This is a genomic window from Aquaspirillum sp. LM1 (genome assembly GCF_002002905.1).
GTDB lineage: Bacteria > Pseudomonadota > Gammaproteobacteria > Burkholderiales > Aquaspirillaceae > Rivihabitans.
The window spans coordinates 1,045,562-1,071,046 of sequence record NZ_CP019509.1; the positions used below are offsets into that span (position 1 = coordinate 1,045,562).

Below are 25,485 nucleotides of genomic sequence, written 5' to 3' on the forward strand. Positions count from 1 at the left end.
GCTTTTGTCACAGCCCCTTGCCGCGCTTGTTCGACCGGGTGGGCGTATCGTAAGATGAAATGCTATGGTTATGCCAAAAACACAAGCGGATTCAGTGATTATTGATGAGCTGAATGCCGCCATTCACACCGGCCTTGCGCCCTCTGAGTTTCAGTTGAAACAGTGGGAGCGCTCAGCACGCGCCTTGCTTAACAAGAGCCCCGCCGACGCCGCAGAGGGATACCAGGTATTAGGAATGCTGGCAACGTTCTCAGGTGATGTAGACGAAGTTGAGGCTAACTTTGGCAAAGCCTCTCAGCTGGCAGCAGGCGACCTTTTACTTGCCCATAGATATATCTGCGCACTGGTGAATGTCGGCTACGCAGCGCGCGCGCTGAATGTGTTGTACGCAATCCGCTTACCCGGTGGGTTGACTGACCCAGCATTTTGCGCTGACGCCATTCATGTTTTGCTCATCAATGGCTTGGTGCACAACGCCGCAGACTGGATGGATCAATGCCCAGAAGAGGTCACACATTTACTCGCTGGCGACGCCATGAACTCGTTTGACCCACAATGGCCGGAAGTGGCTGCTGCACAGATGGCTACCCTACAGGTCGCAGTCGCCTGGTCTGATGGCCTGCACTGCGCAGAAACCCTGCTGCGCGAGACGCTGGGTGCCCGGATGTTTGCCGTCACCTACCAATTTCATCTGATCCCCGAATTCGGCCCGGCGCTGACGGTGCGTGCGCCGGTATCAGTGGAATCTGCGGTGGAGCTGAATTTCCAGCTGGCCGAGCGTTGGGCGGCACAGCTGGATTGCTCATTAGGTTGCTCACTGGAACAATTACCCACCCTGACTATCCTGCCCCATGCCCAGCTCAGCTGAAGATTTTTTGCTCACCGCTCAGGCGCTGCTACAGCAGCCCGGCGAAACGGTAGCGCGCAGTGCGGTCAGCCGCGCCTATTACGCGGCTTATCACGCCGCACTGACCTTCGCCAACACCCACGGCTGGCCCGATTGCCCTTACCAGACTGGCGTGCATGAGCAGCTGACTCAACGTTTTGAGCGACAAGGCCAGCATTACAAAGCCTTGGCCATCATGTTGCGCAACTTGCGCAGCGCTCGTGTGAAGGCGGATTATGAGCTTGCCGCTACACTCAATCCGCTAGACGCGCACACCCATGTGCAAACCGCCCAGCGCCTGCTGGACAAACTCGCCGCCGCCCCCGCCTAACCCTCACACAAACATCCCCCCCGACGCCTCCACCCGTTGCGCCGTCATCCACCCGGCATCCTCCGACAGCAGCGCCGCCGCCATGGTGCCAATATCGTCCGGCACACCCACGCGGCCCAGGGCGGTGTGGGCGGCCAGGTGGGCGTTGATGTGCGGGTTGTCGCGCACCAGGCCGCCGGCAAAGTCGGTTTCGATGGCGCCGGGGGCCAGGGTGTTGACGCGGATGCCGCGCGCGCCCAGTTCGCGGGCCAGGTAGCGGGTGAGCACTTCCACGCCGCCTTTCATGCTGGCGTAGGCGGCGTAGCCGGGCTGGCTGAAGCGGGTGAGGCCGCTGGAGAGGTTGAGGATGCGCCCGCCGTCGGCCAGCAGCGGCAGCAGCGCCTGCGTCAGAAAAAACGGCCCTTTCAGGTGGATGTTCATCAGCTGGTCAAACTGCGCTTCGCTGGTGTCGGCAAAGCTGGCGTGAATGCCAATGCCGGCGTTGTTCACCAGGCAATCCAGCTGTTCGCGTTGCCAGTGCTGGCGCAACGCCTGCGCCACCTGGCGGGCAAAGCCGGCAAACTGGCTGCTGTCGGCCACGTCCAGCGCCAAGGCTGCCGCCTGGCCACCCAGCGCCTGGATGTCGCGCACCACGGCATTGGCTTGTTCGGCCTGGTCGCGGTAGGTGAGGATCACATCCATGCCGCGCGCGGCCAGCGCCAGCGCGGTGTGGCGGCCCAGGCCACGGCTGGCACCGGTGATCAGGGCAATCTTGCGGGAAGAAGAGGCGTGCATATCAGGCTCCGTCGGGTGGGTGAAGGGATGGCAGCAGTGTATTGCTGGCTGATGGACGGATAAATCTGGGGGTTCTGGTTATACTGTTCGCCCAGACTGAACAATCTTTTTCTGACAGGCCGCCCGATGGAACAGCTAGAGCGCATGCGCGTGTTTGTGCGCGTGGCCGATTTGGCCAGCTTTACCCAGGCCGCGCACAGCTTGGGCCTGCCCAAGGCCAGTGTGTCCAGCGCGGTGCAGCAGTTGGAGGCACACCTGGGCGCGCGGCTTTTGCAGCGCACCACCCGCCGGGTGCAGCTCAGCGACGATGGCCGGCTGTATTACGAGCGTTGCCGCGATGTGCTGGCCGATGTGGACGAGCTGGACAGCTTGTTTCGCTGTGACGATGCGCCGCTGACGGGCCGGGTGCGGGTGGATATGCCGGCGGGGGTGGCGCGCCATGCGGTGTTGCCGCGTCTGGCCGAGTTTCTGGCTCGCCACCCCGGCCTGAGCGTGGAGCTGAGCAGCGTGGACCGGCGGGTGGAGGTGCTGCGCGAGGGGTTTGACTGTGTGCTGCGGGTGGGCGCGCTGCACGACAGCACGCTGGTGGCGCGCCGGCTGGGCGTGCTGCGCCAGATCAACTGCGCCAGCCCGGCCTATCTGGCCCGCCATGGCCTGCCAGAGACGCTGGCTGATCTGGCCCGCCATCAGCTGGTGCATTACACCCCCGGCCTGGGCGGCAAGCCGGCTGGCTTTGAATATCAGGACGCCGACGGCGTGCTGCGCACGGTGGCGATGGCCGGCGCGCTGACGGTTAACGCCACCGATGCCTACACCGCCGCCTGCCTGGCCGGGCTGGGCCTGATTCAGGTTCCGCTGGCCGGCGTGCGCGGCCACTTGCAACGCGGCGAGCTGGTGCAGGTGCTGCCCGACTGCTACCCGCCCACGCTGCCGGTGCATCTGCTCTACCCCAACCGCCGCCACCTGCCGCGCCGGGTGCGGGCGTGGATGGACTGGCTGGTGGAGGTGATGGCGGATTATCTGGCTTAAGCTTGGCTGCCCTGCGCCTGCCACTGCGCGTGTTCCTCGCGAATAAACGCCTCAATCATCGCCCGCCATACCGCTTCCACCACCTCGGGTGAGGCACCCTGTTGTTGCGCCAGCGTGCGCACCTTGTCCAGCACCTGTGCCACCCGCTGCGGGGCGGCTACGTCGTCGGCGCTGCGCTTGAAGCCCGCCGCCTGCGCCACATAGCCGCCGCGCTCGGCAATCAGCGCCACCAGTTGGCAGTCGATGCGGTCGATGTGCTGGCGCACTTCGTCCAGTGAGGTACAGAGGGGGAGGGGATGCGGGGTGGCGGTTATGGCTGGGCCTTTCAGTGTGCGGCGTTAACCAGATCAATGCCAAGGGGTGGACTAAGCATGCAGCAACATACATAAAAAAACCCCCTGCCATGTGACAGGGGGTTTTTTATGGCCAGAACACTCACACCCGATAAACCCGGTTCCTAACGGCTATCCCCTGCCTGAGCGGGGGATAGCCGTTTTGCCCATGCGGGCTTAGCCCAGCCAGGCGCGGGCGTTGGCAAACATGCGGAACCACGGGCTGTTTTCGCCCCAGTTATCCGGATGCCAGCTCATCTGCACGCTGCGGAACACCCGTTCCGGGTGCGGCATCATGATGGTGAAACGGCCATCGGCAGTGGTCAGGCCGGTGATACCATCGGGCGAGCCGTTCGGGTTGTGCGGGTAGGTTTCGGTTGGCTGGCCGGCAAAGTCGAGGTAGCGCATGGCCACCAAAGCCTGGGCGCGGTCAGCTTCGCTGGCAAACACGGCCCGGCCTTCGCCATGGCTGACCACCACCGGCACCTGGGTGCCGGCCATGCCGGCAAACAGGATGGACGGGCTGTCCGGCACTTCCACCATGGTGAAGCGTGCTTCGAACTGCTCAGACAGGTTGCGGCGGAACTTCGGCCAGTGTTGTGCGCCAGGAATGATTTCAGCCAGGTTGGACATCATCTGGCAGCCATTGCACACGCCCAGGGCAAACGAATCGCTGCGGGCAAAGAAGGCTTCAAATTCGGCGCGGGCCGCCGGGTTGAACAGAATGCTCTTGGCCCAGCCTTCGCCAGCACCCAGCACGTCGCCATAGCTGAAGCCGCCGCAGGCGGCCAGGCCGGCAAAACCACTCAGGGAGGCGCGGCCAGCGATGATGTCGCTCATGTGTACATCAATGGCGTCAAAGCCGGCGCGGTCAAACGCGGCGGCCATTTCCAGCTGGCCGTTCACGCCTTGCTCACGCAGGATGGCCATGCGCGGGCGAGCCCCCACGTTGATGAACGGCGCAGCCGGGTTGTCGTCCAGATTGAACGGCACCACGGCAAACAGCCCTTCACCGTCTTCGGCAATCTGGTCAAACTCGCTTTGTGCGCACTCGGGGTTGTCGCGCAGCGATTGCAGCTCGGCGCTGGTCAGGCTCCAGGTTTGCAACAGCTCGGTCAGCGTTTGATCAAACACCGTTTCGCCGCCCAGGCACAGCGTCAGCGAATCATGCTCGGCCACCGGCGCACCCAGCAAGTGCAGGCAAGCGCCCAGCCCGGCCTGCATCAGGCGGGTAACCACAACTTCCAGTTGCTCAGCCTCGATTTGCAGCACCGCGCCCAGTTCTTCGTTAAACAAGGCGGTCAGCACATCGCCGTGCTCGCCCTGGGCTTTCACCAGGCTATCCAGCTCGACTACCATGCCGGCGCGGCTGGCAAAGCTCATTTCTGCCAGGGTGGTGAACAAGCCGCCGTCCGAGCGGTCGTGATAGGCCAGCACCAGACCGTCGGCGTTCAGGTCTTGCAGAGCATGGATAAATGCTTCGAGCTTTCTGGCATCCACCAGATCCGGCGCTTCGCCAGTCATCTGCTGGAACACCTGCGCATAGGCTGAGCCGGCCATGCGGCTGCGGCCTTCGCCCAGGTCCACCAGCAGCAAGGCGGTTTCGGCAATGTTGGTGCGCAGTTGCGGGGTGAGCGTGCGGGTGACATCGTCCACGGCGGCAAAAGCCGACACAATCAGCGACAGCGGCGAGGTGACGCTGCGTTTTTCGCCGTTGGCTTCCCACACGGTTTTCATCGACAGCGAGTCCTTGCCCACCGGGATGGAGACTTTCAGCGACTGGCACAGCTCGGACACCGCCTTGACCGTGTCGTACAGCGCGGCATCTTCGCCGGGGTGGCCTGCGGCAGCCATCCAGTTGGCCGACAGCTTGATATTGCTCAGATTGCCCACCGGGGCAGCGGCAATGTTCAGCAGTGCTTCGGCCACTGCCATGCGTCCGGATGCCGGGGCATTGAATGCCGCCAGCGGGGTGCGCTCGCCCATGGCCATGGCTTCGCCGGCCAGGGTGTTGAAGCCCAGCGTGGTCACCGCCACGTCGGCCACCGGCACTTGCCACGGGCCCACCATCTGGTCGCGTGCGGTCATACCGCCCACGCTACGGTCGCCAATGGTAATCAAAAAGTTTTTATTGGCCACCGAGGGCAGCATCAGCACACGGTAAGCGGCTTCGGCCAGTTCGTGGCCTTCGGTGGAGAACGGCGTCACCGGCGGCTGGCGGCGCTGCACGTCGCGGGTCATGCGCGGCGGCTTGCCCAGCAGCACGTCCAGGCTCATGTCCACTGCATCCTGGCCCAGCAGGTCGTCGCGCACGCGCAGCTGTTTTTCGGCAGTGGCCACGCCCAGCACGGCAAACGGGCAGCGCTCGCGCTCGCACAGCGCGGTAAAGACAGCCAGATTGTCCGGATGAATGGCCAGCACGTAGCGCTCTTGCGATTCATTGCACCAGATTTGCATCGGCGACATGCCGGATTCTTCCAGCGGCACCGCGCGCAGGTCGATCACCCCGCCACGATCCGAGCCGTGAATCAGCTCAGGCAAGGCATTGGACAAACCGCCCGCGCCAACGTCATGAATCGACAGAATCGGGTTGGCTTCGCCCAGTTGCCAGCAGCGGTCGATCACTTCCTGGCAGCGGCGTTCGATTTCCGGGTTGCCGCGCTGCACCGAATCAAAGTCCAGGTCTTCGGCGTTGGCACCAGTGTCCATCGACGAGGCTGCGCCGCCACCCAGGCCAATCAGCAGGCCAGGGCCGCCCAGCTGGATCAGCAGTGCGCCTTCCGGCAGTTCGTGCTTGTCGATGTGGTCGCCGTGAATATTGCCCAGGCCGCCGGCAATCATGATGGGCTTGTGGTAACCACGCATCTCGCCGTGGACTTCGGCTTCAAAGGTACGGAAATAGCCGGCCAGATTGGGGCGGCCAAATTCGTTGTTGAACGCCGCGCCGCCAATCGGGCCATCCAGCATGATTTGCAGCGCCGAGGCAATGCGCGACGGCTTGCCGTAGGTCTGGCCTTCTTCGCCGTAGGCTTCCCACGGGTGGGTAAAGTCGGGAATGTTCAGGTTGGACACGGTAAAGCCGGTCAGGCCGGCCTTCGGGCGCGAGCCGCGACCGGTGGCACCTTCGTCGCGGATTTCGCCGCCCGAACCGGTGGACGCGCCAGGAAAGGGCGAAATGGCGGTCGGGTGGTTATGGGTTTCCACCTTCATCAGGATATGGGTGGGTTCCTGATGGAACTGATAGCGGTGTTCGCCAGCTGCCGGGTAGAAGCGCTCGATCGTGCGCCCTTCGATCACCGAGGAATTGTCCGAGTAAGCCACCAGCGTGCCGTGCGGGTGCGCCTTGTGGGTGTCGCGGATCATGCCGAACAGGGATTTGTCTTTCGGCTTGCCGTCGATGACAAACGTGGCGTTGAAGATCTTGTGGCGGCAGTGTTCCGAGTTGGCCTGGGCAAACATCATCAACTCAACGTCGGTCGGATTGCGGCTGATGGCGGTGAAGTTTTCCACCAGGTAATCAATTTCATCCGGCGACAGCGCCAGACCCAGCTCGCGGTTGGCGGCGTCCAGTGCATCGCGCCCACCGGCCAGCACGTCCACCGTGCGCAGCGGTTGCGGCGGCACATGGGTGAACAGCCGTTCGGCGTCGTCCAGGCGGGTCAGCACCTGCTCGGTCATCCGGTCATGCAGCAGGGCGCTCAATTGCTGGCGTTCGGCGTCGCTCAGTGGCTGCTCGCTGCTCACCCAGTAGGCCAGGCCACGCTCGATGCGGGTAATTTTGTCCAGGCCGCAATGGCGGGCAATGTCGGTGGCCTTGGACGACCACGGTGAAATGGTGCCGATGCGCGGCACGGTCAGAAACAGCTCACCTGCCGGGGCGTCAGCCAGGGCAGGCTCGCCGTAGGTGAGGATGCGCGTCAGCGTGGCCGATTCCGTCTCGCTCGGCAGGGCCGATACCTCGGCGAAATGCCAGTATTCCGCTGCCACAGCCACCGGTGGCAAACCGGCCTCACTGATGGCACGATGCAGTTTGTCGGAACGGAATGCAGACAGCGCGGCACCGCCGCGAAGCTTGAGAATGGAAGGCATTGAGGGAACTCGCAGCAACATGTAAAAAGCAGTCATAATACATCAAAACGCGGGTCCTTTCGAACTGGATTGCGACATTCGCTTTGGCTAAACCCCGGATTCCATTGGATTATTACAGGAGCTATCATGAAAAAAATCGAAGCCGTCATCAAACCGTTCAAGCTGGACGAAGTCCGCGAAGCCCTTTCCGCCCTGGGCGTGAATGGTTTGACCGTGACCGAGGTCAAGGGCTTTGGCCGGCAAAAAGGCCACACCGAGCTGTATCGCGGTGCGGAATATGTGGTGGATTTTCTGCCAAAAATGAAAATTGAAGTGGTGCTGACCGACGATCGCGTCGATCAGGCCATTGAAGCCATCCTCAACAGCGCCCGCACCGGCAAGATTGGCGACGGCAAGATTTTTGTGTTCGACGTCAACCAGGTGGTGCGCATCCGCACCGGCGAAACCGGCGAAGACGCGGTATAACCGTCCACCCCCATCTGCCCCCGCCGGCCCCGGTGGGGGGCAGATGTTTCTGGCAGCTGTTTTTCTCTGGCAACACGCCACCCGGCCAGAGGGTCACTGCATCGCACGCGTGCTGCCGCTTCTCTCAAGGACACGGCCATCATGGCAATTGGCGCATTGATCATTGGCGACGAACTGCTTTCCGGCAAACGTCAGGACAAACACCTGGCACAGCTGATTCACCTCCTCAGCGCCAGAGGGCTGAAACTGGCCTGGGCCCAGTATCTGGGCGACGACCCGCAGCGCCTGCAAACCACCTTGCGCCAGACTTTTGCCAGCGACGATCTGGTGTTCAGCTTTGGTGGCATTGGTGCCACCCCGGACGACCACACCCGCGCCTGCGCCGCCGCCGCGCTGGATGTGCCGCTGGTCATTCACCCCGAAGGCAAAAAGCTGGTGGAAGCGCGCTTTGGCGCCGACGCCTACCCGCACCGGATCAATATGGTGAACATCCCGCAGGGCAGCCGGCTGATTGCCAATCCGGTAAACCAGATGCCCGGCTTCAGCCTGCACCACCACCACTTTGTGCCCGGTTTTCCCAGCATGGCCTGGCCGATGATTGAAGACGTGCTCGACCGCGAATACCGCCATCTGTTTGCCAGCGCGCCGGATATCGAACTCACCGTGCTGGCGCTGCACGCCCGCGAAGGCGATTTGATCGATCTGATGCAGCAGATGGTCAGCCGTTACCCCGAGGTGCGTTTTTCCAGCCTGCCCAGCTTTGGCACCGACACTCTGCCACCGCATATCGAATTTGGCCTGACCGGCCAGGCCAGCCTCACCCGCGCCGCCATGGACACCCTGGTGGGCGGCCTGCAAGCGCAAGGCTATGCACTGGGCGAAGTGATTCAGCGCAGCTGATCCGGATCGGGCGGCGCTTGCCACGGCCCCAGCGCCGCTTCCACCTGAGCCCCCACCTGCAGCAAAGCCTCGTCCTGCCAGCGTCGGCCCACCAGCTGCAACCCCACCGGCACCCCCGCCACCGCGCCTGCCGGCAGGCTGAGCACCGGGCTGCCAGTCAGCGAAAACGGCGTGGTCAGGCTCAGGGTGGCTTCAATATACGGCAGCGACTGCCCGGCCACCGATAATGGCTTGGGCGGGCGCAGCGGATGCAGGGCAAATGCCGGATAGGCCGTGGTCAGCGCGGTAGGGCACAGCCAGGCGTCCCATTCGCCCAGAAACCCGTCCAGCGCGCTGATCAACTGCTCACGCCGGTTGAGCGCCCATTGAAACTGCCGCAGGTTTAGCCGGGTGCCGTGCAAAAATGCCCGGCTGAGCGGCGCATCGCGCGGCAACAGCCCGGCGCTGTGCGCCATCAGCCAACGCTGCCAGCGCGGCAGGCCCAGGCCAATTTCACTGCCGGCCAGCCAGCCAAACGCCTGCCAGGCGGTGGCCCAGTCAAACCCGGCAGGCGCGCAACGCTGCACATCATGACCAGCAGCTTGCAGGCGCTGCACAGTGTGCGCCAGCGCCTGCGTGGTGCGCGCACACAGTGGCAGGCCGGCAAAGTCATCCCACCAGGCAATGCGCAGAGGCCGGTTAAGCGCCGGCAGACTGCGCCAGGGCAGCGGCGGCGTTTCGCTGTCCTGGCCATCCGGGCCGACCAGCACGGGCAGCGCCAGTTGCAGGTCGGCCACGCGCCGGGCCAGCAGGCCAAACGACAGCAAATGGCGCACGCTGCGTTCTGCGCCGGGCAGATGCGGAATATGCCCGCTGCGCGGCAGGCGGTTTTCGCTGGCCTTGAACCCGGCCACGCCGCAATACGCGGCGGGAATCCGGATCGACCCGCCAATATCGCTGCCCAGCTCCAGCAGAGAAAACCCCATGGCAATGGCCGCCGCGCTGCCGCCCGAGCTGCCCCCTGGCGTCAGCGTCGGGTTCCACGGGTTGCGAGTGGGGCCAAACAGCGGGCTCCAGCACTGAGGGTCGCCGGCCAGCTCAGACAAATTGCTCTTGCCCACCACCACCGCCCCAGCCGACTTGAGCCGGGCCACCAGGCTGGCATCTTCAGGCGGCAGATAGTGGGCCAGCGCGGCATGGCTGCTGGTGGTGCGCAAACCCTGAGTGGCAAAGGCATCCTTGATCGACACCGGCAGCCCCAGCAGCGGCTGGGCGTCAAACCGCGCCACGCCCTGCACCAGCAGGGCATCTATCGCCGCCGCCACCCGCCGCGCCCTGGCTTCATCCAGCGTCACCAGCGCGTTGATTGCCGGGTTATGCCGGGCAATCCGCGCCAGACACTGTTCCAGCAGCGCGCTGGCGCGCACTTCACCCGCCGCCAGCTGTTGCGCCGCCTGCGCCGCCCCCGGCGGCATGCTCAGCCCGGCGCTCATGCCTGGCCCGCCTGCGCCAGCAAGCCACGCGCCATCCGGCGCACGCTGGCGCGCACAATCAGCGTATGAAACGGCAGCACCGCCAGCAAATACAGCCAGCCCAGCCCATGATGCGGGCGCACCCCGGTGATGTGATGCAGCCGCCCGCCATCCACCCACAGCAGCAAGCGGAAATCCAGATGGCGATCATCCTGGCCCAGCAGCACCTGATTGTCCGCCAGCCAATGCACGGTAAACACCCCCAGCGTTTGCCCGCACACAAACGGCGGCGCGTGGCGGCCCGGCGGAGCGGTTTTCAGGCCCAGTGGCCCGGCCAGCCGGTCGCGCAGGCGCATCAAGCCCTCGGCCCAGCCAGGAATGGCAGCCAGAAAGCCCAGGATCAAACGCTCGGCGCAAATCGGGCCAGATTGCGCAGCATTGGCAGGCAAGGCAAAAGCGTGACAGTCACGGTATGGGTAACGCACCTGCTCAGCCGCCAGCACCGAGCCAGCAGGAAAATCGGCAAACATTCAGACTCACTCCAGCAAACACACTGGCCCCGACTGTAGCGCGGGTCAGCGGTGGTGGTCTTGTACTGAAACGACATGGGGGGAGGGGAGAGCGGGGGGAAGTGGCGGTTTTTGGAAGGCTGGGGGATGGAGAAAAGTGTGGTGCATAACAGGTAGAAGACTCGCTGGTCTTCATCGTTTAGTGTCCCCCTGAGGTCTCCATGTGAGACGTTGATTTACACGTCAAAAGATGTGTGTCACTGGGTGGTGTGAAGGCCCCGGCTTTGTCATTGGATAGTTATTTTTATAGGCAAGTAAATATAATTTATTATGCACGATTATTACGTAAGTTTACGTATAATTTCCTAGGTAGAACTACGTGGAAGGTTATGATTTCATGAGGAAATTTGCTAAAATACAACAGTTTTCATCTTAGGGTTGACTCAAGGCAAAAGTAGGTCTACATTGAATGTGCGTATAGAATGTATTTTATTTTTTAGATTGAAAAGGATTGGTAATGAAAAAATTTATATTGATGTGTGCGATGCTGGGGTTTGCTGCACAGAGTCATGCGGTAAGCGGTTCATGGTCAAAAGATACATTACACTACACTATTTACGCTAGTAACACCGCAGCGACCATGCCATTTAGAAGCACTACTTATATGTCTACCGGTGCTTCTTACGTTACTTCTTTGTCTTGGCAGTGGACCCCCTATGCTAATGGTAACTTTTCGGAGGTCGTTCAAATATGTTATTCGGGAAAGTATTCTACTGTAATTGGCGGGTGTAGAACTTACCCTGCTAGACAAGGTACAACCCAAGATTTTAATGGGTTAGATGCTTCCGGGACATTTTGGGTTAGACATACTTTAGTTGGTGGTAGTTATCCAGCTGTTTCAAGTACAGCAGATCGAATATCTGTTGTTTATCAGTAGTTCTGGCCAAATTAGGCATACGTGAAATTTTAGCGCTCCTTATGCGAGAATAAAACTTGTGCCTAAATTTAAGAATCATCTATTTATTGAACAAAAATCCACAACAAATTCATATTTTTTCATACCATAGACTGAGGGCTTACCATGGCTACCAATATTGGCAATTCGATGCCTAGTTACTCTTTGGCTAGTAGTGTATCCATTACATCAAGTACTGCCCAGCCAAGCAGAGCCGAAAAAATGAGTAGTGGTACAGCTATTATGTTGGAGCGCTTATGGCGAATTACCGATCCCACCGTTTCTGCACCAGCTGTCAAAACCGTTACAACAACTAGCATGACAAACTTTAATACAGCTGATTTTCTGACGACTTCTGACCGTAAATTTCTGGAAAAAGTCTATACTTGGGCATCTGAAAATAAGCAACCTCTTGAACAGGTGGATGCCCTGGCTGCTGATATGGCCATGTACCGCCTTGCCGGGCCATCTGGCCCAGCGATGGGGAGTGGCTATACGGCAGATGGAAAATGGATCATTCCGGCATTTGATGAGCGGGATAGTATAATTGCAGATCGGCTTCAGTCTAGCCTGGCTATCGCCAGCACGGAATTAGATCATGGTTTTCTAAGCAAGGAGCTTGATCCAAATAGCATGCAGCATGCTGTGGATTTTGCTTTCTTGGAAAAAGTTGTTCATGTGTTCTCAGATCAGGCGGACAAGCCAATTAATGTGGCCACTCGCCCAAAAGATCCAAATAAACAGTATGCCGCACCTGGTCAGCACTACTACCTGTCTGATGTGTTGCCCAATGGTCAGAAACCACCTACCCATCCGGATAATCTGGGCAAAAGCGTGGCCAGTAGTGGCCAGGGTGGCAGTGATGTATTGAGCTATCTGACTGCACATGACCGTAAGCAATTGTTACAGGGTTACCAAATGCTGATGTCGCTGGGCATGAGTACTGATCTGCTTGACAAAACCGCCAACAATCTGGGTGCCAGTCGCATGCGCGAAGCCACCGGCCAATCAGCCCCGGTCAGCAGTACATTAGCCAGTACAAGCGCTAGCCATAAAGCCACACGCGCATACAGCAGCCAGAACAGCCTAACTTCATTGCTGGATACCTTGAGCCCGGCCAATCGGCAAAAAAATCGCCAGCCGGTGATTCAGATGTCCAAGGTGCTGGAAAAGCTGCTGATGGCGGAAAAGGTCGAGCAGGCAGGGTAGGTCTGACTGGGAGCAATGGGCGCGGGGTTTACGCGATTCGGGCGGTGCATACAGTATGGCTGCACCGCCCGAATCGTATATCGTATCCATCCTTTACTTAATGCAAGCTCTCACCCCAACTTCCCCAACTGCCCCTTCAACTTCACCAGCTTATCCCCAAACTCCACCAACTGCGCCTTGTCCCGCTCCACCAGATGTGCCGGAGCCTTATCCACATACCCAGGCTTTTCCAGCTTGGCAGTCAACTTACCCAGTTCCACTTCCAGCTTGCCGATTTCCTTGGTCAGGCGGGCGGTTTCGGCGGCTTTGTCGATTTCCACCTTGAGCATCATCCGCGCTTCGCCGGCCATGGCCACCGGAGCGTCGTCTTCGGGCAGTTGTGCCACCAGGCTGCCTTCGGACAGGCGGCACAGCAGTTTCAGGTAGGGGAGGTAATCGGCCAGGCTGGCGTCCTGGGTTTCGATGAACAGCGGGGCTTTCACTGCCGGGCCGATGCCCATTTCGCCGCGCAGGTTGCGCACGGCGTTGACCATGTCCTTGAAGGCGTCCATGCGCGTGTTGGCCTGGGCGTTGATCTTCTCTGGCGCGGCCACCGGCCAGGGGGCCAGCATCAGCGAGTCGGTGTGCTTGGCGTTGGCCAGCGGGGCGACGGTTTGCCACAGCTCTTCGGTGATGAAGGGCATGATCGGGTGGGTCAGGCGCAGGGCCACTTCCAGCACGCGCACCAGGGTGCGGCGGGTGGCGCGTTGCTGGGCGTCGTTGCCGGTTTGCAGTTGCACCTTGGCCAGTTCCACGTACCAGTCGCAGTATTCGTTCCAGATGAATTCGTAGATGTCCTGGGCGGCCAGGTCAAAGCGGTAGGTGTCCAGCGCGGTGGTGACGCTGGTTTCGCATTGTTGCAGGCGGCCAATAATCCACTGGTCAACAAAACTGTATTCTAAAGGCAGGGTTTCATCCTGGCCGCAGTCTTTGCCTTCCACGTTCATCATCACAAAGCGGGTGGCGTTCCACAGCTTGTTGCAGAAGTTGCGGTAGCCTTCGGCGCGTTTGAAGTCAAAGTTGACCGAGCGGCCCAGGCTGGCGTAGCTGGCCATGGTGAAGCGCAGCGCGTCGGCACCAAACGGCGGGATGCCATCGGGGAACAGCTTTTCGGTGGCCTTGGCGATTTGTGGGGCTTTTTCCGGGCGGCGCAGGCCGGTGGTGCGCTTTTGCACCAGCTCGGGCAGGGCGATGCCGTCGATCAGGTCCACCGGGTCAATCACATTGCCCTCGGACTTGGACATCTTCTTGCCTTCGTGGTCGCGCACGATGCCGTGGATGTACACGTCGGTAAACGGTACTTTGCCGGTGAAGTGGGTGGTCATCATGATCATCCGGGCGACCCAGAAGAAAATGATTTCATAGCCGGTGACCAGCACTTGCGAGGGCACAAAGGCGCGCAGTTCCGGGGTGTCTTCTGGCCAGCCCAGGGTGGAGAACGGCACCAGCGCCGAGCTGAACCAGGTGTCCAGCACGTCGTCGTCGCGGCGCAGGGTTTTGCCCGGCGCTTGTGCCTGCACGGCTTCCAGGCTGCGGCCCACGTACACCTTGCCGTCTTCGTCGTACCAGGCCGGAATCTGGTGGCCCCACCACAGTTGGCGGCTGATGCACCAGTCCTGGATGTTGTTCATCCACTGGTTGTAGGTGTTCACCCAGTTTTCCGGGATAAAGCGCACCTGGCCGGATTCAACGGCGTCGATGGCTTTCTGGGTGATGGATTTGCCGGTGGGGTCTTGCTCGCTGGCCTTGGTCATGGCAACAAACCATTGGTCGGTCAGCAGCGGTTCGATCACCGAGCCGGTGCGGTCGCCGCGCGGGGTCATCAGTTTGTGCGGTTTGACTTCCACCAGCAGGCCGGCGGCGTCCAGATCGGCCACCATGGCCTTGCGCGCTTCGGCGGTGGTCAGGCCGGCGTAGGCGGCGGGTAGGTCGATGCTGCCTTGCACGCTGCCGTCAAAGCCAAACACTTGTGCCTTGGCCAGGATTTTGGCTTCCAGGCTCATCACATTGATCAGCGCGGTGGCGTGGCGCTTGCCCACTTGATAGTCGTTAAAGTCGTGCGCCGGGGTGATTTTGACAAAGCCGGTGCCAAAGGCGGCATCGACGTAGTCATCGGCAATCACCGGAATCTGGCGGCCAGTCAGCGGCAGTTGCAGCTGTTTGCCCAGCAGGTGCTGGTAGCGTTCGTCGTTGGGGTTGATGGCCACAGCCACGTCGCCCAGCAGGGTTTCCGGGCGGGTGGTGGCCACAATCACTGTGTCATCGCTGCCCACCACCGGGTAGCGGATATGCCACATATGGCCGTCTTCTTCTTCCGACACCACTTCCAGGTCAGACACGGCGGTGCCCAGTTTCGGGTCCCAGTTCACCAGGCGTTTGCCGCGATAGATCAGGCCTTGCTCGAACAGGCGGACAAACACTTCGTTCACCACTTCGGCGCGGGTGGCGTCCATGGTGAAGTATTCGCGCTCCCAGTCTACCGAGCAGCCGACGCGGCGCATCTGGCTGGTGATGGTGCCACCGGATTTTTCTTTCCACTCCCACACCTTGCTGATGAAGGCGTCGCGGCCCAGCTGGTGGCGGTTGACGCCCTGTTCGGCCAGTTGGCGTTCCACCACAATCTGGGTGGCGATGCCGGCGTGGTCGGTGCCGGGAATCCAGCTGGTGTTGTCGCCCTTCATGCGGTGATAGCGGGTCAGGCCGTCCATGATGGTCTGGTTGAAGGCGTGGCCCATGTGCAGGGTGCCGGTCACATTGGGCGGCGGCAGCTGAATGCAGAAGGACGGTTTGCTGAGGTCCATGTGCGGCTTGAAGTAGCCGGCGCTTTCCCAGCGCGCGTACCAGCGGTTTTCCAGATCACCCGGTTCAAAGCTTTTGGCAAGTTCCATGACGTTTCGCTATGCAGAATTCTGTGAAAAATGAGCGCAATTATAGCGCACCTTGGCCAGGCGGCAGGCATTGCTCGCACGCGCAGGCGTGCGCTGCGTGCCGGCAGGAGAAACCCTGCTGCCAGGGGTGAGGCCGGCTCAGTAATATGTCATAATAGGATGTTTTCGTCCCGAGCAGGGCCGGTGTCTGAATCATGTTGCTTCCTCCTTTGTCTGCCCTGGTGCGCTGGCTGGCGTTACGCAGCAATCGGGTGCCGTTGCTGGCCTTGTTGCTGACGCTACTGCTCAGCCTGTTTCTGACCATTCAGCTGGTCGATGCCCGTCGCCAGCAGGAAAGCCGCGCCCGCCAGGAAGTGCAAAATCTCGCTGCGCTGCTGGAGGCGCGCCTGCTGGCGGGCATTCGCGAGATTGACGTTACCCTGCGCAGCCTGGAGCCCAACCTGCCGCTGGCGGCCATTCAAGGTGATGCGCCATCCGCCAGCGTGGCCCATCAGCTGGGGCAGTTGCTGGAACAGGCGCTGCCGCTGGCCAGTTTTGCCGACCATCTTGGCCTGATGAATGCCCGTGGCCTGTTGGTGAGCCACACCGGCAATCATGGTGAGCTGCTGGAAAGCCTGAGCCGGGAGTATTTTGTGCGCATGCGCGATGATCCAGGCGTGCGTTTTATCGGTACCCGCTTGCTGACCACGCCCGGCACGCTGTCGTCCGGGATTGTGCTGGCGCGTCGGCTGGAGGACAAAAATGGCCGGTTTGCCGGGGTGCTGGTGGCCACGGTCAACCAGAACGCCATTCTCAAGCTGTTTGCCAGCATCAGCGTGGGCAAGCATGGTGCAGTGGCCATGCGTGATGAGACCATGGCCACCATTGCCAGGGTGCCCTATTTTGAAGAAAACCGCCCGGTGGTGGCGTCGCGCCATCCGCTGGTCAAGGCCATCATGCGCGGCGAAACCGGCGGCAGCTATTCGGCGTATTCGATTGTGGACGATGAATCACGCATGCATGCCTGGCGGCTGCTGCCGGGCACCCGTTATGTGGTGCTGGTGGGCATGGCCGAGCGTGATTATCTGCAAGCCTGGTATCGCGTGCTGTATGCCTACTACGCGGCAATGAGCGCGCTGGTGCTGCTGGGCGGCAGCGTGGCCTGGCATTACCGCAGCGAACGCCGTGACGGCAAGGCGCTGCAGGCGCGCAAGAATGTGCTGGAAGAAAGCGAGGCGCGCTTTCGCAATATGGTGGAAAGCCTGCCGTTTCCGCTGACCATCACCGCCCTGCACGACCGCACCCTGCTGTACGCCAACGCCCGCGCCTGCCGCCTGTTTGGCATGGACCCCGATCTGCGCAATGGGACACGGCTGGACCCCACCCAGTTTTATGTTGATCCGGGCGATCGAGTGCGGTTTTTTCAGCAGCTGGCCTACCACGAACAGCTGGACAGCGCCGAGCTGCAGTTTCAGCGCCGCAATGGCACGCGCTTCTGGGCGCTGGTGTCGGCGGTACACCTCACCTTTGACCATCAGCCCGCCGTGCTGTGCGGTTTTCACGACATCAGCAGCCGCAAACTGCTGGAAGACACCCTGCGCCGCCAGGCGCAAACCGACGCCCTGACCGGCCTGGCCAACCGTGCCTACGCGCTGGAGCGCGCCACCGAGTTTTGCCAGGAGGCCAGACGCACGGGCACACCGCTGGCGGCGCTGATGCTGGATATTGATCACTTCAAGAAAGTGAACGACAGCCGTGGCCATGCCTGCGGTGACGCCGCGCTGCACGGCCTGGCGGTGGTGCTGGAGCATCATGTGCGCCGCACGGATTTGCTGGGCCGGCTGGGCGGCGAGGAATTTGTGGCGTTTTTGCCGGATACGCCGCCGCTGCAGGCGTTTCAGCTGGCCGAACGCCTGCGCGTGCAGGTGGCCTCCGCCGCCATGCCCGTCCCCGGTGAGCACGAGCCGGTGCGCATTACCATCAGCATTGGCCTGGCCATGCTGCACGAAGGCGAATCGCTGGATGCGCTGCTGGCCCGCGCCGACGAGGCGCTGTATCAGGCCAAGCACCAGGGGCGCAACCGGGTGGTCAGCGCCGAACCGCTGGACGAGCCGCCCGCAGCGGCGCTCACCCCCGAAACATGAAATACACCGCGCCCAGCATGCACAGCGCTGCCCAGACATAGTCCCATTTGAATGGCTGGTCCATATACAGCACGGCAAACGGAATGAACACGCTCAGCGAGATCACTTCCTGGATGATTTTCAGCTGGGACAGGCTTAGCGCCGTATAGCCAATCCGGTTGGCCGGCACCTGCAGCAGGTATTCAAACAGCGCAATGCCCCAGCTGGCCAGCGCGGCCATCCACCACGGGCTGGCCGCCTGGTTTTTCAGGTGGGCATACCAGGCAAAGGTCATGAACACATTGGAGCAAATCAGCAGGAACACAGCGGACAAAACAGGCATGGCGGGCAGGCGATAACAGACAGTGCGTGATAGAATGCGGCGCGACCGGCGGCACAAGCGTGCCCGGTTGCTCCCCGGCGCTGGCCTGCCCGCAGGCAAGCCGGCTGCCATGATACCGACTTTGCCCGCCCGACAGGATACCTTGATGCGCACCTTACGTTCTGTATTTGCCCTGCTGTTGCTCACCCTGCTGCCCGGCCTGCTGTGGGCAGCCAACCCCAAGGTGGAGCTGACCACCAGCCTGGGCAAGGTTGAGCTGGAGCTGTACCCGGAAAAAGCGCCAAAATCGGTGGAGAATTTCTTGCGCTATGTGAACGACGGCCACTATAACGGCACGGTGTTTCACCGCATCATCAGTGGCTTCATGGTGCAGGGCGGTGGTTTCGACAAGGCGATGGTCGAGCGCAACACCCGCGCCCCCATTGCCAATGAAGCCAATAATGGCCTGAAAAACGAGCCGGGCACGCTGGCCATGGCCCGCACCATGGACCCGCACTCGGCCACCGCGCAGTTTTTCATCAACGTGGGCAATAACGGCTTTCTCAATCACCGCGCGCCCACGGCGCAAGGCTGGGGCTACACCGTGTTTGGCCGGGTCACCCAGGGCATGGACGTAGTGGAACGCATGAGCCGGGTGCGCACCACCAACCGTGGCATGTATCAGGATGTGCCGATGGAAGCCGTGGTGATTGAAAAAGCCGTGGTCAAGGCCGAATGATGTCGTGCTGGCCGTGGCGCTGCTGTCTGGCACCGGGCCGGCGCGGTTAACCCGTTTTTTCCCTTTGCGATTTGTGACAAGGACTTCCCGCATGATCAAGCTCACCACCAACCTGGGTGTGATTACCCTGCAACTGAACGCCGAAAAAGCCCCGAAAACCGTGGCCAACTTTGAAGAATACGTGCGCAGCGGCCACTACGACGGGACGGTGTTTCACCGCGTGATCAACGGCTTCATGATCCAGGGCGGTGGCTTTGCCCAGGGCATGGTGCAAAAGCCCACCCGCGAGCCTATCCCCAACGAAGCCAATAACGGCCTGGAAAACAAGCCGTACACCATCGCCATGGCCCGCACCATGGCCCCGCATTCGGCCACCGCACAGTTTTTCATCAATGTGTCGAACAACGCCTCGCTGAACTTCACCGCAGAAAACATGCACGGCTGGGGCTACTGCGTGTTTGGCGAAGTGGTGGAAGGCCAGGATGTGGTTGACCGGATCAAGACGGTCAAAACCGGCCGCAGCGGCCAGCATCAGGATGTGCCGGTGGAAGACATCGTGATCGAAAAAGCGGAAATCATCGAAGACGCCGCCGCCTGATTGCCTGTGCGTCCGCGCGCGCGTTTGCGCATCCGCCCTGCCCAGCCCTGCTGCGCGGGGCGGTTTTTCTCCTGGCCTGCTTACCGTGACCACACTGTTTATTGCCGACCTGCACCTCTCGCCTGCCACCCCGGCGCTTAACCAGGCGTTTCAGTCCTTTTTGCAGGCGCACGCCGGCCAAGTGGACGCGCTGTATATTCTGGGCGATCTGTTTGAATTCTGGCTGGGCGACGACGACCGCCGGCCATTCAGCCGGCAATGCTGCGCCTGGCTGGCCGAATTTGCCCGGCACACGCCAGTGTTCCTGCTGCGTGGCAATCGGGATTTTTTATTGGGCCGCCGCTTTGCCCGCGACAGTGGCGTCACCCTGCTGGCCGACCCGCATCCGCTGACGCTGTATGGCCAGCCCTATCTGCTCAGCCACGGCGATGGCCTGTGCACCGACGACCTGGCCTATCAGCGGTTTCGTGCCAGGGTACACCAGCGCTGGCTGCAACAGCTGTTTCTGGCACTGCCGCTGGGCTGGCGCGCCCGGCTGGTGGGCGCGGTGCGTCAGGAAACCGGTCAGGCCAAGGCCGACAAGCCTGCGGCCATCATGGATGTGAACCTCCAGGCGGTAGACGCGCTGCTCGACCGCGCCGCGCCGGGTAGCATCCTGATTCATGGCCACACCCACCGGCCAGCCCAGCACCAGTGGCTGCACGCCGGCCAGTTGCGCCAGCGCTGGGTGGTGCGCGACTGGCGCAACGAGGGCGGCGGCTATCTGCAGATCACCCCGTCCGGGGTGCTGGCCGGGAGCTGGCCGGTGACCATCCTGCCGGATTAGGGATACGCTGAAAAAACCGTCATCCCCGCGAAGGCGGGAATCCAGGATGTTGATTTTGCTGGGTTTTGCTTTTGGTGAGAACAATTTTTCTGAATCAATCAGCGCCGCCTTAGAAATCCGCCCCCAGAAACAAATACCCCATCACACCGGAGCCCACGGCCTTGCCCACCCCCACAAACAGCGGGCCAAGCAGGCTGTCGGCCACCACATAGGCGGAGGCTGCCGGGATCCAGCCCTGACGGGCGTACAGCCCCGGCGCGGCATGGCGCACCCGGCCCGCTTCCAGCGACATCCCGGCATACAGCCCGCCGCCAATGGCATTGGGCAAGGCGGCAATCTGCCGGTAGCCCATCAGCCGCAACAGCAGGGTGTCCTGGCCCAGTAACTGATTGGGCCCCATGCCGGACAGGTTGAGAAACCCGCCCAGGCCGATCTGGTCGGCGGCAATGCGCTCACTCCGGGCAAAGGTGCGGGCATATTTCAGCGTGGCACGCAGGGTATTGGCGTCCAGGGTATGCGCCAGGTCGAGCCGGGCACGGACATGGGTGAAATCCTGTTCACTGCCCAGCAGGGTGAATGCCCGGCTGAAGTCTGCCTGCAGCAAATAACCATCGCGTGGCAGCTTGGGCCGGTCAAACTGGTCAATCACCACATGGCCCTGCACCCCGGCCACTTTTTCCCGGCCTGAGTCAAACTGCGCCGGGTCGCCCACTTCGCGCTGGGCGCGTTCATTGCCCCGGAACACCCCCAAACGGATTTCACCATGGTTGGCCAGCGACAGGCCCAGCTCGGCCTGCATGGCCTGACGACGCACGCTATAGCTGCCCAGTTGCTCGCCGCCGGGCAGGTATAGCCGCAGCGGGTGTTCCTGGCCATGCAGCGACCAGGCGGTAAACCAGCGGCTGCCTGGGCCCAGTGGCTGGTAGAACTCGCTGTGCCAGCCGGGGCTGTGGCCAAACGCCAGCTCATTGCGCCATTCTGCCCCCCAGTTATTCAGCCAGATGCGCTGGTGGCTGAATAGCAGGCTGAAGGCATTCTGGCCGTCGGTGCCCGAGTTCAGCCCCAGGCCCATGCGCAGATAATTGGGGGCCACCGCGCGCTCCAGCGGGGTCATTTCCAGCACGGTGCTGCTGCCGTCACGCGCCAGCCGGTAGCCCACCCGTTCAAAGTCACCCGAGGCGTACACCTGGGTGAGCTGCAGCTGCAGCGCGGCGCTGTCCAACGGGCCAAGCGGCACCTGCAACTGCTCGGCCAGGCTGGCGGCGCTGATGATTTCGGTGGGGGCAATGGCCACCCGGTCCACCACGGCAGGAGCGCTCCGGCGCGCCTGACGCTGCGCTTGCCAGGCGGTGTACTCGGCCTCGCTGACGCTGTAGCGGCTGAGTTCCGCCAGATGTGCTTGCACCGCTTCCCGGCCCAGCTCGGCCAGCGCCCGGTAATCTTTGAAGTTGGCGGCGGTATAGCGCCCCAGCTCTGGACGAATCAGGATATCGCGTTGCGGATCGAGCAGTTTTTCCTGCTGGCGAACATTTTGCAGCACGCCAATCTGGGTGTACTGCGCCAGCACATCGACAAACGAGCGAATGTCATCGTGCTTGAGCGACGGAGAACCCACGTCGATGGCAATCACCACGTCGGCGCAGCCGCCGGGGCGCTTGAGGTTTTCCACCGGCAGCTGGCGGGCCATGCCGCCGTCCACCAGCAGGCGCTGGTCCAGTTCTACCGGTTCAAACAGGCCGGGTACGGCCATGCTGGCGCGCTGGGCAAAGGCCAGATCACCGTGGTCAAACACATAGGTGTCGCCGGTGAGCAGGTCGGTGGCAATGGCCTGAAACGGAATGGGCAGGTGTTCAAAGCTGTCCACCACCACATCGCCGGTAATCCGGTGTAGCAGCTGGTCGATATGTTGCGAGCTGACCGCCGCGCGCGGAAAGCGCAGGCTGCCGTCACGAAAACCGGTCAGCAGGTCGAAATAATTGCGGTAATCATCGCGTTTGCGCCGAAACGGCAGTTCGGCGCGTTCCATCTGGCCGCTGAGCACGCGGTCCCAGTCGGTGTGGTCAAATGCCTGGAGGATGGCGTCCGGGCTCAGCCCGGCAGCGTAAAACCCGCCCACCAGCGCGCCGGCGCTGGTGCCGGCCATGCAGGCCACCGGAATGCGCAAGCGCTCCAGTTCGGCCAGGATGCCCAGATGGGCAAAGCCGCGCGCGCCGCCGCCGCCCAGCACCAGGCCGATGCGGGGCGGCGGGCTGGCCTGCGCCGGGCTGGCCAGCAGGAGCAGCACCATCAGCAGGCTGGCCAGCACACGCAAAGCCTGGGTCATTTTTGCTGCACCGTTCAGCGATGCGAGGCAATCTGATAATGGCGTTCCAGCCAGTTCACCCCGGCGGCCATGGCCATGGTCAGCAGCAGATACACCAGCGAGATGGTCAGGTAAGGTTCCCAGTAGCGCGAGTACACCCCGGCCACAGTGCGCGCAGCAAACGCCAGTTCGGCCAGGCCGATGGCGGACACCAGCGAACTGTCCTTGAGCAGCATGATGGCTTCGTTGCCCAGCGGCGGCAGCATGCGACGAAACGCCTGCGGGATGATGACAAACTTCATGGTCTGACCGTAGCTCATGCCCAGCGAACGGGCTGCTTCGGCCTGGCCACGGTCGATGGATTGAATCCCGGCGCGAAAAATCTCGGTGATGTAGGCCCCTGCGTTCAGGGTCAGTGCCACCAGGCCAGACAGAAACGCACCGTAGTTCTGGCGGATATCGCGGGCCAGTTCGCCGGAAATCAGCAGGCCGTCGCTGGGATGAACCAGTGCCGGCATCAGGGCAAAGTGAATCAGCAGAATCTGCACAAACAGCGGCGTGCCACGAAAAAAGGTGACATACAGGGTGGCAGGCAGGCGCACCAGATAACGCAACACATAGCGTCTCCAGCCATATTTGGCTTCTGCCAGCCGGGCCATGCCCATCAGCAGGCCAATCACGGTGCCCAGCACCACGGCAATCACCGTGATGCCCAGTGTCATTTGCATGCCGCCAATAAACAGCGGCATGTATTCGGCAATCATGCCCCAACGAAAATCCATAAGTCCTCGAGCAGCAAAACCCGCAGCAGACACGCCGGGCGGCGGATGACCGCCGGCAAACCGTGACCATGCGCCAGGTGAAGCGCCAGCCAGCAGCGCTGGGTGCGGGATGAAGTCATATACGACACAAGGCGGCCAGCCGGGGCTGGCGCGCCTTGTCTGAAGTGCTCAGGATTTTACCCGAGTGTTACTTCTTTTCACCAAAATACTTGGCGTAGATTTTGTCGTAAGTGCCGTCGGCCTTGATCGCCTTGATGCCTTCGTTCAGCTTGCCCTGCAGTTCGGCATTGCCTTTCTTGATCGCCATGCCGTAAAACTCCGGCGCAAAGCTTTCGCGATCTTCCACGGTGGAAATGCCATTGCTGCTGTTGTTTTTCAGGTAGTTGACCACCACGCCGTTATCGGCCACCACGGCTTGTACGCCACCGCTTTCCAGCTCTTTCAGCGCCAGCGGGGTGGATTCAAAGCGCTTGATGTCGGCGCTGGTTTTGCCCAGCAGTTTTTGTACCACTTCATCGCCAGTGGTACCGGTTTGCACGGCCACTTTTTTGCCCTTCAGATCGGTAAATTTCTTCACATCGGTCACGCCCTTGCCCACAGCAATCAGTTGGCGGGCTTCAAAGTATGGTTCGGAGAAGTCCATACTTTGCTTGCGTTCGTCGGTAATGGTGACAGCCGAAATCACGATGTCACGGTCACCCTGGGCCAGGGTGGCAAAAATGCCTTCCCACGGGGTATTGACAAATTTGACTTTGAAACCAGCCTTGTCGGCCACGGCGCTCAGCACGTCGATATCAAAGCCTTCAACCTGTTTCTTTTCGTTTTCAAATTCAAACGGTGCGTAGGCAGCATCGGTGCCTACCACGTATTCCTTGACCTGCGCCACCGGTGCAGCAGCCGGTACCGGCGCGGCGGCTTCTTCTTTTTTGCCGCATGCAGAAAGCATGACCGCGCTCATCAGCGCGCCCAGCAGCAAGGAACGTCGGGAAATCGTCATCATAGGGAGCCTCGTGATAAAGTGATGAACTTGGCACCGCCCACGCCGGAAAACCCCGGAGAGGGTGGCAATCAAACGGTAGTATTACTGCAGCCATCTTACCCAAGAGCCAATTGCAGATTCAACGGGTATTTCAGGATTTTTTTGCCAGAAACCGACAAATTAAGCTGGTTTTATCGCTGTTCGTGACATATGACATTGCTGCAGCGCAAAACGGCAGCCGGTTTTACATTAACTCAACAGGTAACACATCACATGCTACGCACCTTGCTTGCCACTGCGCTGGCCTTGTTGCTCAGTGTGGCCCAGGCCGACGATCTGCCCTTGCCGGGCGATTCTGCGCCTGCGCGCACTGTCACTTCTTCTAGCAAGCCACATGCCAAGCCAGCACAGCACCCCCGCCATGCGTCTGCCTCACGCCAGCATGGCCAACGGTCGGTTCACGCCAAACAGCGGCAAAGCGTCAGTCGCCCGGCCAAGGCGGTTCGCCCATCAAGCAAGGCCACGGTTCGCCATGCGGGTAAACATGCGGGTAAAACAGTCAAGAAAACCTTGCGGCCTCAATCCGGCAAGTATGCGACTAAACGGTCTGCGCACCCCCGGAAAAAACTGGTTGTGAAAAAATCGGCGCTGCACGCGGGCAAAACCGGCAAGACGCAGCGCTCACGGCTGGCCAGACCAACGGCAAAAGCAACAAAACCGCTGAAAAAGTCGGTTCGTCATCCGCAGGTCAAATCCAGCAAGCCCAGACAAGGCAAGGGCAACGTGGCCAAAACCAAGGCCTCGACGCGACAGCACACGCAGCGGCAACGCAAACGCCAACAGTAAGCACTGCTGGCGCACGGTTGCGATAACGGGCCGTGCGCCAGGGCGATATGCCGGGACGGGCGAAAAACAAGAAGAAAAGCAAGAAAGATAGGCAAAGGGCGGACCCGGCCATTGGGGTGGGTTGGCCTGATT

General features: G+C 61.3%; 22 protein-coding genes. 12 read left to right on the forward strand and 10 right to left on the reverse strand.

Going from position 1 to position 25,485, the window contains the following annotated elements; genetic code table 11:
* Positions 1-64: 64 nt before the first annotated feature.
* Complete coding sequence (locus BXU06_RS04610) at positions 65-868, forward strand: hypothetical protein (protein ID WP_077297262.1); 804 nt, start codon at positions 65-67, stop codon at positions 866-868.
* Complete coding sequence (locus BXU06_RS04615; RefSeq protein ID WP_077297264.1) at positions 852-1,217, forward strand: HEPN domain-containing protein; 366 nt, start codon at positions 852-854, stop codon at positions 1,215-1,217. The genes BXU06_RS04610 and BXU06_RS04615 overlap by 17 nt, the downstream gene beginning before the upstream one ends.
* A 3-nt stretch (positions 1,218-1,220) precedes the next feature.
* On the opposite strand, the gene BXU06_RS04620 is transcribed toward BXU06_RS04615, so the two are convergent.
* Positions 1,221-1,991 carry an SDR family NAD(P)-dependent oxidoreductase gene (locus tag BXU06_RS04620; protein ID WP_077297266.1) on the reverse strand — a complete coding sequence of 257 codons (771 nt, stop codon included), beginning with the start codon at positions 1,989-1,991 and terminating at the stop codon, positions 1,221-1,223.
* 126 nt (positions 1,992-2,117) lie between these two features.
* On the opposite strand from BXU06_RS04620, the gene BXU06_RS04625 reads away from it, so the two are divergent.
* Positions 2,118-3,020: a LysR family transcriptional regulator gene (locus tag BXU06_RS04625; RefSeq protein ID WP_077297268.1), complete on the forward strand. Its 903-nt coding sequence runs from the start codon at positions 2,118-2,120 to the stop codon at positions 3,018-3,020.
* Here the strand turns inward: BXU06_RS04625 and BXU06_RS04630 are convergent.
* Complete coding sequence (locus tag BXU06_RS04630) at positions 3,017-3,286, reverse strand: chorismate mutase (RefSeq protein ID WP_253189523.1); 270 nt, start codon at positions 3,284-3,286, stop codon at positions 3,017-3,019. The genes BXU06_RS04625 and BXU06_RS04630 overlap by 4 nt on opposite strands.
* Positions 3,287-3,529: 243 nt before the next feature.
* Positions 3,530-7,441, reverse strand: a complete 3,912-nt coding sequence (gene purL, locus BXU06_RS04635; protein ID WP_077297272.1) for a phosphoribosylformylglycinamidine synthase — start codon at positions 7,439-7,441, stop codon at positions 3,530-3,532.
* 126 nt (positions 7,442-7,567) lie between these two features.
* On the opposite strand from purL, the gene BXU06_RS04640 reads away from it, so the two are divergent.
* Together BXU06_RS04640 and BXU06_RS04645 are read left to right on the forward strand one after the other, a co-directional pair.
* Positions 7,568-7,906 carry a P-II family nitrogen regulator gene (locus BXU06_RS04640; RefSeq protein ID WP_077297274.1) on the forward strand — a complete coding sequence of 113 codons (339 nt, stop codon included), beginning with the start codon at positions 7,568-7,570 and terminating at the stop codon, positions 7,904-7,906.
* Positions 7,907-8,047: 141 nt separating this feature from the next.
* Positions 8,048-8,806: a molybdopterin-binding protein gene (locus BXU06_RS04645; protein WP_077297276.1), complete on the forward strand. Its 759-nt coding sequence runs from the start codon at positions 8,048-8,050 to the stop codon at positions 8,804-8,806.
* Here the strand turns inward: BXU06_RS04645 and BXU06_RS04650 are convergent.
* Both BXU06_RS04650 and BXU06_RS04655 read right to left on the reverse strand, forming a co-directional pair.
* Complete coding sequence (locus BXU06_RS04650) at positions 8,794-10,278, reverse strand: amidase (RefSeq protein ID WP_216352539.1); 1,485 nt, start codon at positions 10,276-10,278, stop codon at positions 8,794-8,796. The two genes, BXU06_RS04645 and BXU06_RS04650, sit on opposite strands and share 13 nt — an antisense overlap.
* Positions 10,275-10,787, reverse strand: a complete 513-nt coding sequence (locus BXU06_RS04655) for a DUF2867 domain-containing protein (RefSeq protein WP_077297278.1) — start codon at positions 10,785-10,787, stop codon at positions 10,275-10,277. Before BXU06_RS04655 ends, BXU06_RS04650 begins: the two co-directional genes overlap by 4 nt.
* Positions 10,788-11,283: 496 nt before the next feature.
* On the opposite strand from BXU06_RS04655, the gene BXU06_RS17250 reads away from it, so the two are divergent.
* On the forward strand, positions 11,284-11,703 hold the full coding sequence (locus tag BXU06_RS17250; protein ID WP_150125100.1) for a hypothetical protein: 420 nt from the start codon (positions 11,284-11,286) through the stop codon (positions 11,701-11,703).
* Positions 11,704-11,847: 144 nt separating this feature from the next.
* A complete protein-coding gene (locus tag BXU06_RS17255) occupies positions 11,848-12,930 on the forward strand; it encodes a hypothetical protein (protein ID WP_150125101.1) in 1,083 nt (360 codons plus the stop codon).
* A 110-nt stretch (positions 12,931-13,040) separates the two neighbouring features.
* Here the strand turns inward: BXU06_RS17255 and BXU06_RS04665 are convergent, their stop codons facing one another.
* Complete coding sequence (locus BXU06_RS04665) at positions 13,041-15,857, reverse strand: valine--tRNA ligase (protein WP_077297282.1); 2,817 nt, start codon at positions 15,855-15,857, stop codon at positions 13,041-13,043.
* A 194-nt stretch (positions 15,858-16,051) separates the two neighbouring features.
* Between BXU06_RS04665 and BXU06_RS04670 the strand changes: the two genes are divergently transcribed.
* A complete protein-coding gene (locus BXU06_RS04670; protein WP_077297284.1) occupies positions 16,052-17,980 on the forward strand; it encodes a diguanylate cyclase in 1,929 nt (642 codons plus the stop codon).
* Here BXU06_RS04670 and BXU06_RS04675 read toward each other — a convergent pair.
* Positions 17,964-18,302, reverse strand: a complete 339-nt coding sequence (locus BXU06_RS04675; protein WP_077297286.1) for a DMT family protein — start codon at positions 18,300-18,302, stop codon at positions 17,964-17,966. The genes BXU06_RS04670 and BXU06_RS04675 overlap by 17 nt on opposite strands.
* A 145-nt stretch (positions 18,303-18,447) precedes the next feature.
* Between BXU06_RS04675 and BXU06_RS04680 the strand changes: the two genes are divergently transcribed.
* The 3 genes from BXU06_RS04680 (at position 18,448) to BXU06_RS04690 (ending at position 20,444) form a co-directional block, all read left to right on the forward strand.
* The gene (locus tag BXU06_RS04680) at positions 18,448-19,020 is read left to right on the forward strand and encodes a peptidylprolyl isomerase (RefSeq protein ID WP_077297288.1); all 573 of its coding nucleotides are present in this window, start codon (positions 18,448-18,450) and stop codon (positions 19,018-19,020) included.
* Positions 19,021-19,111: 91 nt separating this feature from the next.
* Positions 19,112-19,618 (forward strand): peptidylprolyl isomerase, encoded by a 507-nt coding sequence (locus tag BXU06_RS04685; RefSeq protein ID WP_077297290.1) that lies wholly within the window; start codon positions 19,112-19,114, stop codon positions 19,616-19,618.
* 85 nt (positions 19,619-19,703) lie between these two features.
* Positions 19,704-20,444 (forward strand): UDP-2,3-diacylglucosamine diphosphatase, encoded by a 741-nt coding sequence (locus BXU06_RS04690; RefSeq protein ID WP_077297292.1) that lies wholly within the window; start codon positions 19,704-19,706, stop codon positions 20,442-20,444.
* A gap of 109 nt (positions 20,445-20,553) precedes the next feature.
* On the opposite strand, the gene BXU06_RS04695 is transcribed toward BXU06_RS04690, so the two are convergent.
* The 3 genes from BXU06_RS04695 to BXU06_RS04705 all read right to left on the reverse strand — a co-directional run bounded on the left by BXU06_RS04695 (position 20,554) and on the right by BXU06_RS04705 (position 24,525).
* A complete protein-coding gene (locus BXU06_RS04695; protein WP_077297294.1) occupies positions 20,554-22,767 on the reverse strand; it encodes a patatin-like phospholipase family protein in 2,214 nt (737 codons plus the stop codon).
* 14 nt (positions 22,768-22,781) lie between these two features.
* On the reverse strand, positions 22,782-23,528 hold the full coding sequence (locus tag BXU06_RS04700) for an amino acid ABC transporter permease (protein WP_077297297.1): 747 nt from the start codon (positions 23,526-23,528) through the stop codon (positions 22,782-22,784).
* Between the two features lie 187 nt (positions 23,529-23,715).
* On the reverse strand, positions 23,716-24,525 hold the full coding sequence (locus tag BXU06_RS04705; RefSeq protein WP_077297299.1) for a basic amino acid ABC transporter substrate-binding protein: 810 nt from the start codon (positions 24,523-24,525) through the stop codon (positions 23,716-23,718).
* A 255-nt stretch (positions 24,526-24,780) separates the two neighbouring features.
* Here BXU06_RS04705 and BXU06_RS17260 point away from each other — a divergent pair, with 255 nt between their 5' ends.
* On the forward strand, positions 24,781-25,353 hold the full coding sequence (locus tag BXU06_RS17260; RefSeq protein ID WP_150125102.1) for a hypothetical protein: 573 nt from the start codon (positions 24,781-24,783) through the stop codon (positions 25,351-25,353).
* Positions 25,354-25,485 lie beyond the last annotated feature (132 nt).